Below are 17,528 nucleotides of genomic sequence, written 5' to 3'. Positions count from 1 at the left end.
CCGCCGGACGAACGGAGCCTCGGGTCCCCGGCCGGATCGGCAGCACGGTTGTTGCCATGACCTATGACCTGAACCCCTATGACCTGAACACCCGCATCGCCGTTGTCACCGGTGCCGCCAGCGGCATCGGCTCCGAGATCGCCCTGACCCTGGCCCGGTCCGGCGCCCGGGTCGCCCTGCTCTCCCGCCGGGCCGACCGGGTGCAGGACCTGGCCGACAAGATCCGGGCCGAGGGCGGCCAGGCGCTGGCCGTCGCCACGGACGTGACCGCCGACCTGGCCGACACCGTCGACGCCGTGCACACCGCGTTCGGACGGGTGGACCTGCTCGTCAACAACGCCGGCGTGATGCTGGCCAACCCGTTCACCGAGGGCCGCGTCGACGAGTGGCGGCGGATGATCGACACCAACCTGACCGGCCTGCTCAACCTCACCCGGGCCTTCACGGCCGACCTGATGGAATCCGGTCGTGCCGGCGCGGCCGACCTGATCAACGTGTCGTCCATCGGCGCCCACCTGACCTTCCCCAACTACGCCGTCTACACCGCGACCAAGGCCGCCGTCACCCACCTCTCGGCCAACCTGCGCACCGAGTTCGGCCCGCTGGGGATCCGGGTCACCAACGTCGAGCCCGGACTGGTCGCCACCGAGCTCGGTGATCACATGGACAATCCGGAGGTCGACGCCCACCTGGCCGCCTGGCGCGAGCAGGTCCCCCCGCTGAACCCGGCCGACATCGCCGATGTCGTCGGCTTCGTGACCAGCCGCCCGAAGCAGGTCAACCTGCGCCAGGTGATGGTGATGCCCACCCTCCAGGCCTGACCTCGGGCCTCCTCCCGCCCGCCGCGACGCGGCCGATGATCACCATTGGCTGCGGCAGGTGACCGGCAGACATAGTGGTCAACTTGGCCGCGACTACGCGGCCAAATTGACCGCCATGATCGGCGAACCCGGCTCAGGTGGGGTCGCGGCCCTTGAGGAGGTCGTTGATCTTGGCCAGGCGGTCGGTCACCTGGGCTTCGAAACCGTGGTTCGTCGGCTGGTAGTAGTCGGCGTCGACCAGTTCGTCGGGCAGGTGTTGCTGGGCGGCGATGCCGTGCGGGGCGTCGTGGGCGTACTTGTAGCCCTTGCCGTGGCCGTAGTCCTTCGCGCCCGAGTAATGGGCGTCGCGCAGGGGTGGCGGGACGAGGCCGATCCGGCCTTGCCGGACGTCGGACAGGGCGGCGCCGATCGCCGTCACGACCGCGTTGGACTTGGGGGCCAGGGCGCAGTGGATGACGGCGTGGGCCAGGGTGATCGACGCTTCGGGGAAGCCGATCATCGCCACCGTCTGGGCAGCCGCGGCGGCCAGCGGGAGGGCGGTCGGATCGGCCATGCCGATGTCCTCGGAGGCCAAGATCATGATCCGCCGGGCGATGAAGCGCGGGTCCTCGCCCGCCTCGATCATCCGGGCCAGATAGTGCAGCGAGGCGTTCACGTCGGAGCCGCGCATCGACTTGATGAACGCGCTGATCACGTCGTAGTGCTGATCACCGTCGCGGTCGTAGCGGACGGCGGCCTTGTCGACCGCCTGCTCGATCGTCGCCGTGGTGATCACCGAGCTCTGCACGGCACCGGCGCCGGCCGCGGACTCCTCCAGATAGGTCAGGGCCCGGCGAGCATCACCGCCGGCCAACCGGAGCAGGGTCTCCCGCGCCTCGTCCTCGAGCTGGTACGGCTCGCCGTCCGGCGTCCGTACGCCTCGCTCGTCGGTCAACGCCCGGGTCAGCAGGCCGGAGATGTCGTCGTCGGTCAACGGCTTCAGGGTGAGCAGCAGCGACCGGGACAGCAGCGGCGAGATCACCGAGAAGCTCGGATTCTCTGTGGTGGCAGCGATCAGGGTGACCAGCCGGTTTTCCACGGCGGGCAGCAGCACGTCCTGCTGGGTCTTGGAGAAGCGGTGCACCTCGTCGACGAACAGCACGGTCTGCCGGCCGTGCCGCAACTCACTGCGAGCCTGGTCCAACACCGCCCGGACATCCTTGACCCCGGCGGTGACGGCCGAGATCTCGACGAACCGGCGCTCGGTCTGCCGCGACACCACCGCGGCGATCGTGGTCTTGCCCACGCCCGGCGGGCCCCAGAGGAAGACCGACATCGGCTCGCCGGAGGCCAGCCGGCGCAGCGGCGAGCCCGGCGCCAGCAGATGGGTCTGGCCGACGATCTCCTCCAGCGTCCGCGGCCGCATCCGCACGGCCAGCGGCGTACCGGCATGATCGACATCGCCCAGGCTGCCACCCAGCGGTGCCGGAACGGCCCGGCTCGACCGCGCCTCCGGCACCGGGTCGCCGAACAGATCTTCACTCACCAGCACACCTCATCACATCGGACCGACGCCGTCGCCGTGGCCCACGCCCCGGCCGAAGGTTCCTCGTAATCTGAGCGAAGGTACGCGCCCTAACCGCGACCGGACTCGAGGAGAGCTGACATGCGCAGGCGTCTCAACGGCACGGTTGAAACCCCGTGGCTCGACAGCGCGGTGCTCCGCGGCAACCGGCCCGGCGACGACGTCGAACGGATGCTGCCGATCTATCTGCCGCCGGGCTATCACGACGGCGACCGGCGCTATCCGGTGATCCACTGGCTCGCCGGCCACGGTGGCAGCGGTCCGCTGCTGCTGAACTCGCCGGCCTGGGCCGAATCGCTGCCGGAGCGGATCGACCGACTGATCACCACCGGCGCGATGCCGCCGGCCATCGTCGCCCTCCCCGACTGCTGGACCATCTTCGGCGGCGCGCAATATCTCAACAGTTCCGCCCTCGGCCGCTACGAGGACTATCTGATCGACGAGCTCGTGCCCTACGTCGACGCGAACTACCGCACCCTGGCCGCCCGGGAGCACCGAGGCCTTTCGGGCAAGAGCAGCGGCGGGTACGGGGCGATGGTGCAGGCGATGCGGCATCCCGAGACCTTCGGCGCCTTCGCCAGCCACAGCGGCGACATCTACTTCGAGTTCGGGCTGATCCCCGATCTGGCCAAGCTGCACGCCAACCTGATGAAGCTGGGCGGCGTCGAGGGCTTCATCGAGCAGATCCCGACGATGAAACCCAAGGGGCACGATCCGTTCTTCTCGGTGCTCGGCATGCTCTGCTACGGCGCCGCCTACGCGCCGAACCCGGACGCGCCGCGCGGCTTCGACCTGCCGATCGATCCGGAGACGGGCATCCTCGACGAGGCGGTCTGGGCGCGCTGGCTGGAGTGGGATCCGCTCCGGATGATCGATCGCCCGGAGTACCTCGAGGCCTGGCGATCGATGCGCTACCTCTATCTGGATTGCGGCCTGTGGGACGAGCTCAACTTCCAGACCGGCACCAGGCGGCTGAGCCAGAAGCTCGTCGCGGCCGGGATCGAGCACGACTTCGAGCTCTTCGACGACGGGCACATCGACGTGCCCTATCGCAACGACGTCTCCCTGCCGCGACTCTCGGCCGCCTTACAGGAGTAGGCCGGTCGTGCCAGTCGTTGCAGTCATGACTGCAATAACTGTATTCTGAACCGATGGGTACGACCGACGCCGAACTGGACTTCGCCGACGCGATCGCCGCGTTCTTCGCCCGGGAAGGGATGCCGCTGATCGCGGGCCGGGTGATCGGCTGGCTGCTGATCTGCGACCCGCCGGAACAGACCGCCGCCGAACTGGCCGACGTGCTCGAGGTCAGCCGGAGCTCGATCAGCAGCGCGACCCGCCTGCTCACCCCGAGCGGTCTGGTCGAGGGGGTCCGCCGCCGCGGCGAGCGGCAGGAGTATTTCCGGATCGCCGCCGACGGCTGGAGCCGGATGCTGATGCGCCGCTACGAGTACGCGGCCGCCTTCCGCGATCTCACCGCGACCGGGCTGAGTGCCCTGGCGGACGCACCGGCCGAACGCCGGGAACGGCTGGAGAACGTCCATGCCCTGTACGGGTTCCTGGCCGGTGAACTGCCGGCGCTACTGACCCGCTGGCAGACCGAGAAGGAGCAGAAGCATGATCGACGATCTTGATCTGGAGCACACCGTCCACCACCTCGACTGCGCCGAGGGCCGATTGCGGGTGATCACCGCCGGCGACACCGGCCCACCGGTGGTCCTGCTCAGCGGCGGCGGCACCGACAGCGCCACCCTCAGTTGGCGGCACCTGATCCCGGCCCTCGCGCCGACCTTCCGGGTCTTCGCTCCGGACTGGCCGAAGCAGGGTGGCAGCCGACCCTGGGACGGGCTCGCCGATCATGATCGCCTGGTGCGGTGCGTCACCGAGGTCCTTGATCATTTCGAACTGGCCGAGGCGGCATTCGTCGGCCTCTCTCAGGGCGGTGCGGTCGCGCTGGCGTACGCGATCGAACAGCCGGGCCGAGTCAGCCGGCTGGTCGCCCTGGCCCCCGGCGGGATCATCGACTTCCCGCCGGTGGTGCACCAACTGCTCTGGCTGACCGCCAAGATCCCGTTCCTCAACCGGACCCTGCCCAGCCTCATGGCCGGGAGCAGACCGCAGACCGTCGCCTTCGCCCGCCGCGGGTTGTTCGCCGCCCTGCCGGCCGATTTCGAGCAGGTGGTGGACGAGATCATGGCCGAGTCCGCGGCCGGCTCGAGCTCCAGCGACTGGCAGAACACCTCGATCGGGCCGCTCCGGATGCGCGTCGATCTCCGACCCCGGCTGCCCGAGATCAACTGCCCGACCTTGTTCCTGCAGGGCGATTCCGACATCGGCATCCGGCCCCGGTTCACCATCGAGGCCGCCCGCCTGGTCCCCGGCGCCAAGATCGTGATCTTGGAAAACACCGGCCACTGGATCAGCCGCCAATCCCCCGACCTCGTCAACCCGATGATCAAGGACTTCCTCTCCGACTCCGCGCCGTGACGTAGTCCGTTTCCTGCGGTCACTGATGGGGACGCTCGGGTCTCGTTCCCTGAGCCTGTCGAAGGGCAAACCAGTTGATCTTCGAGTTCCTCAAGAGGCAACCATCCGGCCTGCCCTTCGACAAGCTCAGGGAACGATCATGCTCGGGCGGGGGCCGACGGCCTGCCGTACGGCCGGGGCGATCTCCTGACCCCAGCGGCCGAGCGGCCGGTCGTCCTGGCTGCCGTGATCAGCGGCGAAGAGCAGGAAGCCGGCTGCCCGGTGCTCCAGCACCGCGCCGGTCAGCTCCTCGACCCACTGATCGACCGAGCCACCGAGCCAGCGGCCGTCTTGATCACGGGTGGCGGCCAGGGGCCGGTCGGTGATCCGGCCCGGGACGTTGAAGATCGTGGCGATCTCGCCCGGGTCCCGGCCGGCCTCGAGGGCCGCGGCGTCGATCAGCGGCCGCGATTCCCGGTAGCGCGGGCTCAGCCAGTCCGCCGCGTGGCCGGGGATCCAGCCGTTGGCGACCCGGCCGGTGACGGCCAGCGACTTCGGCCCGACCGAGCCGGTCCAGACCGGGGCGGCGGAGACCGGAGCGGGGTCGATCCCCTCGACGCGGTAGTGCCGACCGTGGAAGGTGACCGGAGAGCCGCCGCCGGACAACAACTTGATCACCGTGATCGCCTCTTCGAAGGCCTCGACCGCCGCACCCGGCGACAGCCGCGGCACGCCGAGGTCGGAGATCCGGTCCCACAGCCCGCCGGCCCCGGCACCGAGGACGATCCGGCCGCCGGACAGTGCCGCCAGCGAGGTCACGGTGCGCGACAGCATGGGCGCGGGGCGGGTCGGCAGGTTCGTGACGTTGGCGAAGGCGGCGAGACGCTCGGTGCGGCCGAGCACGAAGCCGACCGCTGCGTAGGCGTCCAGTCGATCACCGAGATACGGGTGATCGGACAGCGACATCAGATCGAGCCCGTCGCGATCGGCGCGCTCGGCCCGCCGGAGCAGGTCAGGGATGTCACGGAGGCCGCTGTGGGCCCCGAAGCCGAAGACGACATTCGGCAGAGTCATGGGACTTTCCTTCCGACACACATTCAGTTCGTATGACGAACCATAGTAGTTCGTAGTACGAACTCCATCCGCGCGACCCTGGTCGGCGGACGCGACCCTGGTCGGCGGACGCGACCGGTGCAACGGTCGCGTGGGCCGATAGCGGTCGCGCGGGCAGAAATCGCGCGGCGGGGCTGGGCGCGGGCTCAGGCCGGGTGGGCCGGTTCGGCGGCGGGTTCCGGAAACACCACCGGCACTTGGTTATCGGCCACGATCCGGCCGAGCAGGTCGGCCAAGACCGCGCGCTCGGCGGCGTCCAACCCGCCGGCCAGCGCGTCGATCCGGCGGCAGGTCTCGGCATAGAACTCGGCGGCCAGGCGGCTGCCCCTGGCGGTGAGCGCGACCCGCACGGCCCGGGTGTCCTGCGGATCGGGCTCCCGCCGGACCAGTCCGTTGCGCTCGGTGCGATCCACCAGCCCGGTGATGCTCGATTTGGCCAGCCCGAGCACCGAGCCCAGCCGGCCCATCCCGTACGGCTGCCCCATCAGCACGCAGAGCAACTGCCCCTGCTGCTGGGTCAGCCCGTAGTCCCGCGCGGAGTGCGCGTACACGGCATCGACCAGGAACGAGCTCCGCACCAACCCGGTCACCACCGACACTCGCCCCTGCTCCGCTGCCACCAACCCAGCCTAACGACAGGCGCGAACCACAGACGCGACCGTTCTCGGCCGACGCGACCGCTGTAGAGGTCGCGTACGCCGAGAACGGTCGCGCCTGGGCTGGGTCAGACGGGAGCCGAGCTGGGTCAGGCGGGAGCCGGGGCGGGCTTGGCGTCGACGCCGGCTTCCTTGCGCTGGGCGGAGGTGATCGGGGCCGGGGCGTCGGTGAGCGGGTCGACGCCGCCGCCGGACTTCGGGAACGCGATCACCTCGCGGATCGAGTCCGAGCCGGCCAGCAAGGCGACGATCCGGTCCCAGCCGAACGCGATGCCGCCGTGCGGCGGGGCCCCGTAGGCGAACGCGTCGAGCAGGAAGCCGAACTTCTCGTTCGCCTCCTCCGGCTCGATCCCCATCACCTTGAACACCCGCTCCTGGATGTCGCGACGATGGATACGGATCGAGCCGCCGCCAATCTCGTTGCCGTTGCAGACGATGTCGTACGCGTACGCCAGGGCCGAGCCCGGATCGGTGTCGAAGGTCTCCAACGATTCCGGTTTGGGCGAGGTGAACGCGTGGTGCACCGCGGTCCAGGCGCCCGACCCGACCGCGACGTCACCGGCCGCGACCGCGTCCCCGGCCGGCTCGAACAGGGGCGCGTCGACGATCCAGACGAAGGCCCACGCAGCCTCGTCGATGGCGCCGATCCGCTTGCCGATCTCCAGCCGGACCGCGCCGAGCAGGGCCTGCGAGGCCGACCGGCCGCCGGCGGCGAAGAACACACAGTCCCCCGGCTCGGCACCGGTCACCTTGGCCAGGCCGTCGCGCTCGGTCTCGGACAGGTTCTTGGCCACCGGGCCGCCGAGCTCGCCGTCCGCGCCGACCAGCACGTACGCGAGCCCGCGAGCCCCGCGCTGCTTGGCGAACTCCTGCCAGGCATCCAGGGTGCGCCGCGGCTGGTCCGCGCCGCCCTTCATGATCACGGCCCCGACGTAGTCGGCCTGGAACACCCGGAACGGCGTCTCGGCGAAGTAGTCGGTCAGCTCGGTGATCTCGAGGTCGAAGCGCAGGTCGGGCTTGTCGGTGCCGTACCGGTTCATCGAGTCGCGGTAGGTGATCCGCGGGATCGGCGTCGTCACCTGGTGCCCGATCAGGCTCCAGATCTGGGTCAGCAGCCGCTCGCTCAGGGCGATCACGTCGTCCTGGTCGACGAAGCTCAGCTCGATGTCCAGCTGGGTGAACTCCGGCTGCCGGTCGGCCCGGAAATCCTCGTCCCGGTAGCAGCGGGCGATCTGGTAATAGCGCTCCAGGCCGCCGACCATCAGCAACTGCTTGAACAACTGCGGGCTCTGCGGCAGCGCGTACCAGGAACCGGGCCGGAGCCGGGCCGGGACCAGGAAGTCGCGGGCACCCTCGGGCGTGGACCGGGTCAGGGTCGGCGTCTCGACCTCGACGAAGTTCTCGCCGGCGAGCAGCGTCCGGGCCACCCGGTTGACCTCGCTGCGCAGCCGGATCGCGGCCGCCGGGGCCGGTCGGCGCAGGTCGAGATAGCGGTACTTGAGCCGCGTCTCCTCGCCGACGTTGATCCGCTCGTCGATCTGGAACGGCAGCGGAGCGGCCGGGTTGAGCACCTCGAACTCGGCCGTCACGACCTCGATCTCACCGGTCGGCAGGTCCGGGTTGGCGTTGCCCTCGGGCCGCCGGGACACCTCACCGATGATCTTGATGCAGTACTCGTTCCGCAGGTCGTGCGCGCCGGAGGCGGCCAGGATCTCGTCCCGGACGACGACCTGGACGATGCCGCTCGCGTCCCGCAGGTCGAGGAAGGCGACTCCGCCATGATCTCGCCGGCGCCCCACCCAGCCGGCCAGCGTGACCGTGGTCCCGGCGTGCTCGGCGCGCAGGCTCCCGGCGTCGTGCGTGCGAATCAAACCCCTCGTCCCTTCTGAAGTTCGGTGGCCGCGCCAAGTGCGGCACGGACCTGCCGATCCTAGTGTCGCGGTGACGAAGTTGTGCAACGCTTGCCGGCGCCCAGGCACACACATCGCTGCGTTCTCCTCGGTCGATATATGACCCGATATGTCTTCCTCGTCGGCCTGGCGATGCGCGCACCTGAACACCGGCAACCGTCACACACCTTCGTCACCACGACACTAGTGCCGGACGACCAGGACGGCCGAGCCGCGGTGCGGCACGAGGTTTCCCTCGGCGGCGGGACTGGGCGACACTAGAAGCATGGTCGGGCGCAGGACGGTCGTCACGGATCGAACCCGGGGGTTCGGTGGACTCGTCATCGCCGTCCTGATTCTGCTCACCGGCTGCGTCGTCGTGCTGACTGGCGCGACTCCCGCCCACGCCTGCTCGTGCGAGGCGATCACCCGGGCGGAGGCGGCCGAGCAGGCCGACGTGATCATCTTCGGCACCGTCCGTTCGGTCCGCCCGGTCGCCGATCCCGCCTCCGGCCGGGAGCTCGTCGTGGAGGTCCGCTACGTCTACAAGGGCACCGCGTACGCCGAGCAGGTGGTGCAGTCGCCCGACGACGCGGCCGCCTGCGGCTTCGCCGCCGAGCCCGGGACCACGATGGTGATCTACGCGACCGAACGGTCCGATCCGGCCACCGAGTATGCGTACGAGCTGATGAGCACGGCGTGCGCCGGCAACGTCGTCACCGACACCGCGCCGCGCGGGCTCGGCCAACCGGAAGCGCCGACCCCCGGCTCCTCGGCCGACGTCGGCTCGGCCGAGCGGACCAACGACCTGATCGGACGGCTGCTGCTCGGCATCGGTCTCGGCGCCCTCGGCCTGGTGATCATCGTCGGCGGCGCCCTCTTCTGGCTCTGGCGCCCCGGCCGCCCGAATCGCTGACACCCCGCACGACCCCGACTTCCACTGGCTGGAGTCGGGCGCGTCACGGTACGGACTGGTCATGGAACTCTCTTCCATGCCCGACGGAAACATGGCACATTGTTCCACGCGTGGGTCTGATCTGATCGGGAGGCAGTGTCGCTATGACGAATCGGAAAGCCGTTGCACCGACCTGGGTGCGCCAGGCGGGGTTGGCCGCGAGCATGATCGGAATCGGGATCGGGATCGGCGCTGTGATCAATCCGGGCGGCGGCCCGGCCCAGGATCCGACCGCCGCGGTGACGCTGCCCGCGGCCCAGCCGGCGGGAAATCCGGATGACACGCCGCCCGAGGGCGACGGACGGCCCGGTGATCAAGCGTCGCTGTCCGGCGGTGCGATGTGGTATCCATGGGCCCCCGGCCCGGGCGAGCTCGGGGCCGCGCCGATGGCCTTCTCGGTCGATCACTTGATCAACGGCCGGACGGCCAAGAAGGTGATCGCGTCCTGGGGCCGCAACGAGGACTCCCCCACCGCGCCGCTGGTCAACACCCGCGCGATCGGCGAGGACAACGGCCAGATCTTCAAGCCGTACGACGCGCTGCCGTCGACCTTCACCGGGGTCGCCACCAGCCGGCTCCGCAACGGCGACATCCTGTCGGCCAGCTTCGTGCCGGGGACGGCGCCGGCGCCGAACCGGATCGGCCTGCCGATGGCGAAGTCGACCGACGTGGCCAAGACCTGGACCACCTGGACCGCGCCGCTGATCGAGAACAAATGGAAGCTCGCCTGGTATCGCGTGCACCGTGATCTGCTCGAGCTGGCCGACGGCACGCTGTTGCTCGGCGGCTACGGCAAGGGCGTGATCAACGGCGTCGACAAGGAATACAGCCTGGTCTTCGAGTCCAAGGACGGCGGTCAGACCTTCAGCCAGCGGTCGGCGGTCAACGCCGGCACCTCGTTCTCGACCAATGAGCTCGGCTTCGGCCGGACCGCCGACGGCCGGCTGATCGCGATGATGCGCGGCTCCGAGGCGGTGGCCCGGCCGCCGTCGATGCCGCTGACCCAGGCCTTCTCCGACGACGACGGCAAGACCTGGACCGAGGTCAAGCCGTACGTCCCGCCGGAGGGCATGCCGAACAACGGGATCATGCCGAAGTTCCTGCTGCAGGCCAACGGCCAACTGCTGATGACGTACGGCCGGCCGGACAACAACGTCGTGGTCTCCCGCGACGGCACCGGCCGGACCTGGGACGACGGCGAAACGCTCTACGCCCGCTACCCCGGCGACGATCCGTTGCGGCGTTGGCAGGGCAGCAGCGGCAACATGGACCTGACCGCGCTGAACAACGGCTCCTCGCTCGCCTTCGGCGACACCTGCCACAACATCTGGTTCTGCCGGGAGTACGGCCACGACAACAAGATCTGGACCCGCAAGGTGGACGCGCTCGGCCCCGGCGTCGGCAAGCTCGACCTGACCACCAAGGTCCGGGACAAGATCATCAAGCTGGACGGCAACGTGGTCGCGGCCGACGCCCGGTTCCCCGAGCAGCGGATCGAGGGCGCCGTCGACGGCAGCTCCGAATACCGGTCCGCGGCCCGGCTCGACCGCAAGCAGGAGTTGATCATCGAGCTGGACCGGACCTACACGCTGAACCGGATCGGGCTGATGCTGGCCAAGGGCGAGCTGAACAGCGCCAAGGTGGAGACCTCGATCGACGGCAAGACCTGGGGCAAGCCGGTCGTGCGCACCGGCGACCGGACCGACTACGCGATGAGCTACCACGCGCTGGACGAGGTCCAGGCCAAGTTCGTCCGGATCACCCGGGACAGCCGGGCGCCGCTGACCGCGATCACCGAGCTCGAGCTGTACGCCAGCCACCTGCTCACCTTCGAGAACGACGCGATCACCCAGATCCCGCGGACGATCAAGGACGCCCGCTACGCCCTCGTCGCGGATAAGGGGACGGTCCCGGGCTATGACCACTCGAACGCCCGGATGGTGTTGATCGACGCCGACCAGGCCGGCCGCGCCACCGCGACCATCCCGGCCCAGACGCCGGCGGCCGGGCAGCATGTCGGCTTCGGCTTCTCGGGCTACGGCTACGGATCGGGGGCGCTCTGGGAGATCCTCGGCCGCAGCGGGGACGGGGACGAGAAGGTCGCGTACAAGCTGCTGCTGGTGCCGGACTGGACCGCCAACGTGATGGTGGTGAAGGCCTGGAACGGCTCCGCCTGGGTCGAGGTCGGCCGGACCGGCAGCCCCGTCGTCCCGAACAAGCAGTGGATGTCGGTGACTGTCGACAGCACCGGAGCCAAGACCACGGTGTCGATCAACGGCAAGGAACTCGGCTCCACCGCGGCCAAGCTGGCCGACGTCGACACGTTCACCGGCTTCCGGGCGCAGACCGGCCTCAACCCCGAGGACGTCGGCAACATGGAACACTCCTACGACGACATCGAGATCCGCCCGCTCGGCTGATCCCGCGGCAGCGGCGATCCCGGGCAAAAGTGAAGGTCAGGCGGTCCCCCCGGCCCGCCTGACCTGAGAAAATTGTGCATGATCAACGGGGGCTGACCTGGCGAAACGGCTCGGAAGTAGAAGTAGAACCGAGTCTCACTTCGGAACCCGTTTTCCGGCGAGCGCGCGAAAGCTCTGGGATCATGGAAGGTGTCACCGCGTCCGGCTGCCACCCGCAGCGATCCGACCGCCCGGCTGTTCCTCGACGCCGCCGCGGAACTGATCGACGCGTCCCTCTCCCCGACCAGCGACAATCCGCCGCGTCGGCTGCGCGGCTTCCAGTTCCCGGCGGCGCTGGACTGGCTGCGGATCGAGGACGTGGTCCGGATGGTCGCCGACCGGCCCGGCGGCAGCCGGCAGGCCTTCCACCAGCGGTGGCAGAGCAAGGAGTCGTTCATCAACGACGCCGTGATCTACGCCATGCAGTATCGGGACCGGCCGGAGACCGAGCTGGTGCCGCTGCTGAGCCGGCTGCCGGGACTGGCCGACGGCCCGGTCGGTGACGGGGTCGCGGCGTTCGCCCGCGAGTTCATCGGCTTCGTCGAGTCCGTACCGCGGGTGTTTCTGATGTCCCACCTGGCCGGGCACCTGGACCGGCATCCGGAGCTGCACCGCCGTTTCCTCGAGTCCTGGCTGCCGGGCCGGCAGCCGCTGGTGCAGGCCTTCGAAGAATTGCTCGGCCGGCTGCCGGTGGTGCTGCGGCCGGAGTGGACGACCGGCCGGTTCGATCGCGCCCTGCAGGCGTTGCTCGACGGAGTCGTCCTGCAGTCCCGGCTGCAGCCCGACGAAACCCAGGCCGACGCCTGGACCCACGCCGACCTCTTCGCCGAATCCGTCGTCGCCCTCACCCTCGGCGCCCTCGACACCACCCGCACCGGCGCCACCGCGATCGCCGCCCTCACCTCCGCCGCCGCCAAACCCTGAGTAGTCAGACTCTCACCACGCCATAGCGTGGTGAGAGTCTGACAAGTCGGGGGGTTCAGGGGGTTTCTGAGGGGAGGAGGCCGCGCTGGACGGCCTTGATCAACTCGGCGTGATCGGACTCAGTCTGGTCGGCGTAGCCCGCGGCGAACCGGCACAGGGCCTGATCCATCTTGTCCGAGGATCCGACGTAGCCGGCGATCATGGAGGCACCGCTGGTCCGGGCGTGGCCCTTGGCCAGCAGGTGGCCGACGATCCCGGCGTAGTCGGTCAGCGCGGCGGCGTCGATCGCGTCCAGCGGGATCGCGCCCTTCATGTTGCGGAACTGGCGGACGTAGAACTGCCGGTCGCCGACCGAGGTCCAGCCGAGCAGCGGATCGCTGACGGTCTGCAGGCTCTGCTGATATTCGACCACCCGTTGCCCCTGGTGGTCGTGCCAGGCCGAGTCGCCGTGCACGAACTTGGCCAGCACCGACCGGCGTGCCTGCTTCAGTTGCAGGAACACGACATCGTCCGGGCTGCTGCCCTCGAGCAGCGCGACGTAGGCGCGCAGGCCGACGCTGCCGACCCCGACCACCTTGTGCGCGATGTCGACCAGCGTGTAGCCGCCCAACGCCCGTTGCCAGTGCAGCGCCAGCGTCCCCAGATATTGATCAAGGGCCTCCCCCAGCGCCGCTGCCTCGGCCGCCGGCACCCGGGTGATCAACGGCGGTTCCTCGACGATCCGCCGTCGGCCCTGCTGCTCGACGGTGAACCGCGGCAGCGCCCGGTCGCTGGTCCGGTGCCGAGCGCGCTTGGCCGACCGGGTGATCTCCTCCCGCAACGTCTTCTCGGTCGCGGTCTCGTGCAGCCGCTCGACGTCCAGCCGGTTGTACGAGCGGGTCAGCAGCGGCTGGTCGGCGAGGAACCGGACCTCGGCCCGATACTCGGCGACGCAGGCCGCCACCGAATCCCGACATTGATCTTCGGACGACCCGTTCTGCCGGCCGGCGACCCAGATGCTGGCCACCAGCCGCCGCAGGTCCCACTCCCAGCTGCCCGGATGCGCCTCGTCGAAGTCGTTCAGGTCGATCACCAGTTCGCCCTCGGGCGAGGCGTAGAAGCCGAAGTTGCCGAGATGGGCGTCGCCGCAGATCACCGGCATGATCCCGGTCGCCGGCAGGTGGGCCACGTCCTCGGCCATCACGATCGCACTGCCGCGCAGATAGCCGTACGGTGAGGCGGCCATCCGGCCGACCCGGATCGGGATCAGCTCCGGCACCCGTCCCTCGTGCGATTCCATGATCAATGCCACCGGATCCGGCCGGCCGTACGGCGCTCGCCATTCGCCGAGACTCCGCCGCGGCACCCGGTGGCGGAGCGCCCGGCCCATCCGATAGCGCTCGGCGCGCGAGGTCGGCCGGCGGCGAAGGGAGAAGAAGGCGTCACTCTCGGCCGTGGCCAGCACGGTGTGACCGGGGCGGATCACGGGATCCTTCGACACCGACACCCTCCTCCGCCCGCGGTTCCCGACCCGGCGCCGCTGTCCGGGCTCTCACGTCAGTATGGCGGGCCACCCCCGCAGCCCGGGATAGCGGTCAATTCAGCCGCGACTACCCGGCCAAATTGACCGGCGTCTCGCGGAGGGATCCTTGATCCTGACCCTGCCGGTGGGGCACGATCCGGAGATGAACGCGACTCCTGCGGGGCCGGATCATGATCGAGAACTCGTCGACCGACTGCGACGCTCGGTCGAGCGCGGCGTGATCACTCAGGAACAGGCCGATCTGATCCTGGCTGACCAGCCCGCCGACCGGCCCGCAATCGCCGAAGCCGAGGCCGACCGGGAACCCCGGAACGGCCCGCCCATCACCGATCACAGCCCGGCGACCGCGCAGGGACCCAGTGCGATGGGCCCGGCCCGGGAGACCTCCGGGCCGATCGAGACCCCCGACGCGGCGGCTGTGGGACGACCTTCGGCGGAGCCGACCGGCCGGGCCACAGCAGCTGACCCGAGCGTCGCCGAGACCCCCGATCCGGCGGCTGTGGAACGACCTTCGGCGGAGCCGACCGGCCGGGCCGCAGCAGCTGACCCGAGCGTCACCGAGACCCCCGACCCGGCGGCTGTGGAACGACCTTCGGCGGAGCCGACCGGCCGGGCCGCAGCAGCTGACCCGAGCGTCGCCGAGACCCCGGCTCCGGCGGGGGCCGGCGCGGCCGACGGATCCGCCCCGGACGGCCCACCGATGGTCCGCGGCTCGATCGTGGCGGAGGCGCTCGGTTATGTGGGCGGCGTGCTGGTGCTGATCGGGGCGGTGACGATCGCCGTCAACTACTGGGCCGAGATCGGGGTCGGCGGCCGGCTCGCGGTGCTCTTCGGCGCTGCTGCCGTGCTGCTGATCGCCGGCGCGGCCGTGCCGGCCCGGCGGGTCCAGGTCGCGCGGCGGCTGCGCTCGGTCTGCTGGCTGGTGTCGGTGATCCTGTTCGGCGCCGGGATCTCGGTGCTCGCCGAGGAGGTGTTGCGGCTCGATCAGCACACGGGGGTGCTGTCGACGGGTTGCGCAGCGGTCTTCGCCGGCGCGCTGTGGTGGCTCCATCGGACGGTCCCGCAGCAGGTGATCACGGTCCTCCCGCTCGCGCTGACCGCGAGCACCGCGGCGTCTCTGCTGCCGACCGGCTATGGGCACGTGCCGGGGCTGGCGGTCTGGGGCTTCGGCGTCGCCTGGCTCCTGCTCGCCGAGGGCGGCGTGATCGCGGCCCGGCGGGCCGCCGCGATCCTCGGCGGCGGCGCCGCCGTCATCGGCTCTCTGTTCACCATCGGCGCCCACTGGGGCGCGGTGCTCTCGATCGGCTCGGCGGTCGTCCTCGTCGCCGCCGGCGTCGGGTTGCGCAATCTGATCATGCTCGCCCTCGGCGCCGTCGGCATCCTGCTGTCGGTCCCGATGGTCGTCGCCCAGTACTTCCCCGACGCGCTCGTCGTATCCCTCGCCCTGCTCGGCTGCGGCGTCCTCCTGGTCGCCGGCGGCATCGTCATGGCGCGCCGCGGCCGAATCCGTCCGAGCGAACCGGCCCGGGTCGCACTCACCCCGCTCCCGGCGATCGGAGCCGCCATCGGAGTGGCGATCGCGACGACGATCGCCGTACTCCTGCTCGGCCGGTGACCCGCCCACGCTCCAACTGAGCCGCCCTGGCCGACGCGACCCGTATCGGTCGACGCGACCACCACAGCGGTCGCGTCCACCAACAACAGTCGCGCCGACCTCACCCGGCAGACCCGCGGCGCGACCCCGAGAGGCCCGCTCGCCCACACCGTCGCGACAGCACCACCTCAAGAGCCCAGCAGCGCCCCCGCCACGCGACCGCTACCGGTCCACGCGACCACCACAGCGGTCGCGTCCCCCAACAACAGTCGCGCCGACCTCACCCCGCAGACCCCGCGCTAGCCCGAGAGGCCCGCTCGCCAACACCCGTCGCGACAGCACCACCTCAAGAGCCCAGCAGCGCCCCCGCCACGCGACCGCTACCGTCCACGCGACCACCACAGCGCTCGCGTCCACCAAAAACAGTCGCGGCTGCGACTCCACCAGCGCCCGCGCAGACCGCACGACCTGCCGACCTGACCTTCCTCTCGGCCACGCGACCGCTACCAGTCCACGCGACCACCGCAGCGGTCGCGGCAGCCGGTTGCAGTCGCGTCGCCCGGCTTGGGAGGGCGCTGGACAGCACCCCTGCTAGCGGTCGGAGTCGAGGCGGAGTAGTTGGCGGTTGTGGGCGCCGTTGCGCTGGCCGGCCTGCAGCCGGCGGAGTGTCGCCTCGGGGATGTTGTGGCGGAGGGCGGCGGCGCGGGCGTCGGCCGAGCCGAGGTCGGGGATCCGGACCCGGCCGCGGTACGGGTCGGAGGCGACACCCGGCACACAGGTGACCGTCGACCGCGGTGACGCGGCGACGACCGGGACCCGCGGCAGGCTCGGCAGCGCCGGGCCGACCGCATCGGCGTAGGCCCGCTGCCCGTCCATTGTCGGATGGAAGGACTCCGACTGGTCCAGCAGGTCGACGTTGTGGATCCACGGGTCGTCGGTGCAGGTGGCGTGGCCGGCGAACGCCAGCCGGACGTCGACGAAGGTCCAGCCCGCTGCGTCGGCGACCGCCGCCTGCCGCTCCGCGAGCTTGTCGGCCGCGTCGTTCAGCCCGTACATCTCCTCGGCGGTGAAGAAGGTCGCGAGGTGGCAGTCGGTGCCGGCGAACAGGTGCGGGTAGCCGGCCAGCACCCGGTCCACCGACCGGCCGAACCGGGATTCGATCAACGCCAGCGTCGTGGCCAGCCGGGCTGGCAGTTCGTCGGTGATGAACCGCAGCGAGGCCGCGATCTCCTCGGCGCTGTCGCCCCACCACCACGGCTTGGCCGCCTCGCTCAGCACCCGGGCGAAGCCGGCGTCGTTGCCGCCGATGGTCAGCGCGACCGCCGCCGGCTCGGCCTCGGCCGGCAGCCCGGTCTGCACGCTGTCGAGCTGGCCGGGAAGGTCGGAGGTGAGCGCGCCGGAGCAGGCGGCGAGCAGGACGTCGACCTCCCGCTCCCGGCCGATCACCGCCCCGTAGCAGTTGCGTGACCGCAGACAATCCGTGCCGTCGTCGAGGTAGTCGCCCGCACCGACTCCGGAGGAGTACGAGTCACCGAGAATGATCAACACTTCGGATCCCATGATCA

14 protein-coding genes are annotated in these 17,528 nt (G+C 70.3%); 8 read left to right on the top strand and 6 right to left on the bottom strand.

Translation table 11 applies throughout. From position 1 onward, the window contains the following. The first annotated feature begins 56 nt into the window (after positions 1–56). The gene (locus FNH24_RS18245; protein ID WP_152363639.1) at positions 57–821 is read left to right on the top strand and encodes an SDR family oxidoreductase; all 765 of its coding nucleotides are present in this window, start codon (positions 57–59) and stop codon (positions 819–821) included. 133 nt (positions 822–954) lie between these two features. Here FNH24_RS18245 and FNH24_RS18240 read toward each other — a convergent pair whose 3' ends face one another. After that, the gene (locus tag FNH24_RS18240) at positions 955–2,349 is read right to left on the bottom strand and encodes a replication-associated recombination protein A (RefSeq protein ID WP_152364123.1); all 1,395 of its coding nucleotides are present in this window, start codon (positions 2,347–2,349) and stop codon (positions 955–957) included. Positions 2,350–2,466: 117 nt separating this feature from the next. Here FNH24_RS18240 and FNH24_RS18235 point away from each other — a divergent pair, with 117 nt between their 5' ends. Genes FNH24_RS18235 through FNH24_RS18225 form a run of 3 tightly spaced genes read left to right on the top strand, consistent with a single transcriptional unit; the run spans position 2,467 to position 4,872 of the window. Then, the gene (locus FNH24_RS18235; protein ID WP_152363638.1) at positions 2,467–3,483 is read left to right on the top strand and encodes an alpha/beta hydrolase; all 1,017 of its coding nucleotides are present in this window, start codon (positions 2,467–2,469) and stop codon (positions 3,481–3,483) included. 53 nt (positions 3,484–3,536) lie between these two features. Further along, on the top strand, positions 3,537–4,019 hold the full coding sequence (locus FNH24_RS18230) for a GbsR/MarR family transcriptional regulator (RefSeq protein WP_152363637.1): 483 nt from the start codon (positions 3,537–3,539) through the stop codon (positions 4,017–4,019). Further along, positions 4,003–4,872 (top strand): alpha/beta fold hydrolase, encoded by an 870-nt coding sequence (locus FNH24_RS18225; protein WP_152363636.1) that lies wholly within the window; start codon positions 4,003–4,005, stop codon positions 4,870–4,872. Before FNH24_RS18230 ends, FNH24_RS18225 begins: the two co-directional genes overlap by 17 nt. A gap of 126 nt (positions 4,873–4,998) precedes the next feature. On the opposite strand, the gene FNH24_RS18220 is transcribed toward FNH24_RS18225, so the two are convergent. The 3 genes from FNH24_RS18220 to aspS all read right to left on the bottom strand — a co-directional run bounded on the left by FNH24_RS18220 (position 4,999) and on the right by aspS (position 8,491). Beyond that, a complete protein-coding gene (locus FNH24_RS18220) occupies positions 4,999–5,925 on the bottom strand; it encodes an LLM class flavin-dependent oxidoreductase (protein ID WP_152363635.1) in 927 nt (308 codons plus the stop codon). A 185-nt stretch (positions 5,926–6,110) separates the two neighbouring features. Next, positions 6,111–6,584: a MarR family winged helix-turn-helix transcriptional regulator gene (locus FNH24_RS18215; protein ID WP_246186954.1), complete on the bottom strand. Its 474-nt coding sequence runs from the start codon at positions 6,582–6,584 to the stop codon at positions 6,111–6,113. A gap of 125 nt (positions 6,585–6,709) precedes the next feature. After that, a complete protein-coding gene (gene aspS / locus FNH24_RS18210) occupies positions 6,710–8,491 on the bottom strand; it encodes an aspartate--tRNA ligase (RefSeq protein ID WP_152363634.1) in 1,782 nt (593 codons plus the stop codon). Between the two features lie 304 nt (positions 8,492–8,795). Between aspS and FNH24_RS18205 the strand changes: the two genes are divergently transcribed. The 3 genes from FNH24_RS18205 (at position 8,796) to FNH24_RS18195 (ending at position 12,847) form a co-directional block, all read left to right on the top strand. After that, complete coding sequence (locus tag FNH24_RS18205) at positions 8,796–9,425, top strand: DUF3592 domain-containing protein (RefSeq protein ID WP_152363633.1); 630 nt, start codon at positions 8,796–8,798, stop codon at positions 9,423–9,425. A 143-nt stretch (positions 9,426–9,568) separates the two neighbouring features. Continuing rightward, positions 9,569–11,884 (top strand): exo-alpha-sialidase, encoded by a 2,316-nt coding sequence (locus FNH24_RS18200; protein WP_152363632.1) that lies wholly within the window; start codon positions 9,569–9,571, stop codon positions 11,882–11,884. 189 nt (positions 11,885–12,073) lie between these two features. Next, a complete protein-coding gene (locus tag FNH24_RS18195) occupies positions 12,074–12,847 on the top strand; it encodes a hypothetical protein (RefSeq protein ID WP_152363631.1) in 774 nt (257 codons plus the stop codon). Between the two features lie 55 nt (positions 12,848–12,902). On the opposite strand, the gene FNH24_RS18190 is transcribed toward FNH24_RS18195, so the two are convergent. Continuing rightward, positions 12,903–14,327: a DUF2252 domain-containing protein gene (locus FNH24_RS18190; protein ID WP_246186953.1), complete on the bottom strand. Its 1,425-nt coding sequence runs from the start codon at positions 14,325–14,327 to the stop codon at positions 12,903–12,905. A 184-nt stretch (positions 14,328–14,511) separates the two neighbouring features. Here FNH24_RS18190 and FNH24_RS18185 point away from each other — a divergent pair, with 184 nt between their 5' ends. Then, a complete protein-coding gene (locus FNH24_RS18185) occupies positions 14,512–15,984 on the top strand; it encodes a DUF2157 domain-containing protein (RefSeq protein ID WP_152363630.1) in 1,473 nt (490 codons plus the stop codon). 570 nt (positions 15,985–16,554) lie between these two features. On the opposite strand, the gene FNH24_RS18180 is transcribed toward FNH24_RS18185, so the two are convergent. Next, a complete protein-coding gene (locus FNH24_RS18180) occupies positions 16,555–17,523 on the bottom strand; it encodes an SGNH/GDSL hydrolase family protein (protein ID WP_152363629.1) in 969 nt (322 codons plus the stop codon). Positions 17,524–17,528: the final 5 nt, after the last annotated feature.

It is taken from the genome of Microlunatus speluncae (genome assembly GCF_009299835.1).
Classification (GTDB): domain Bacteria; phylum Actinomycetota; class Actinomycetes; order Propionibacteriales; family Propionibacteriaceae; genus Microlunatus; species Microlunatus speluncae.
This window is presented reverse-complemented; position numbering and strand designations above follow the sequence as displayed.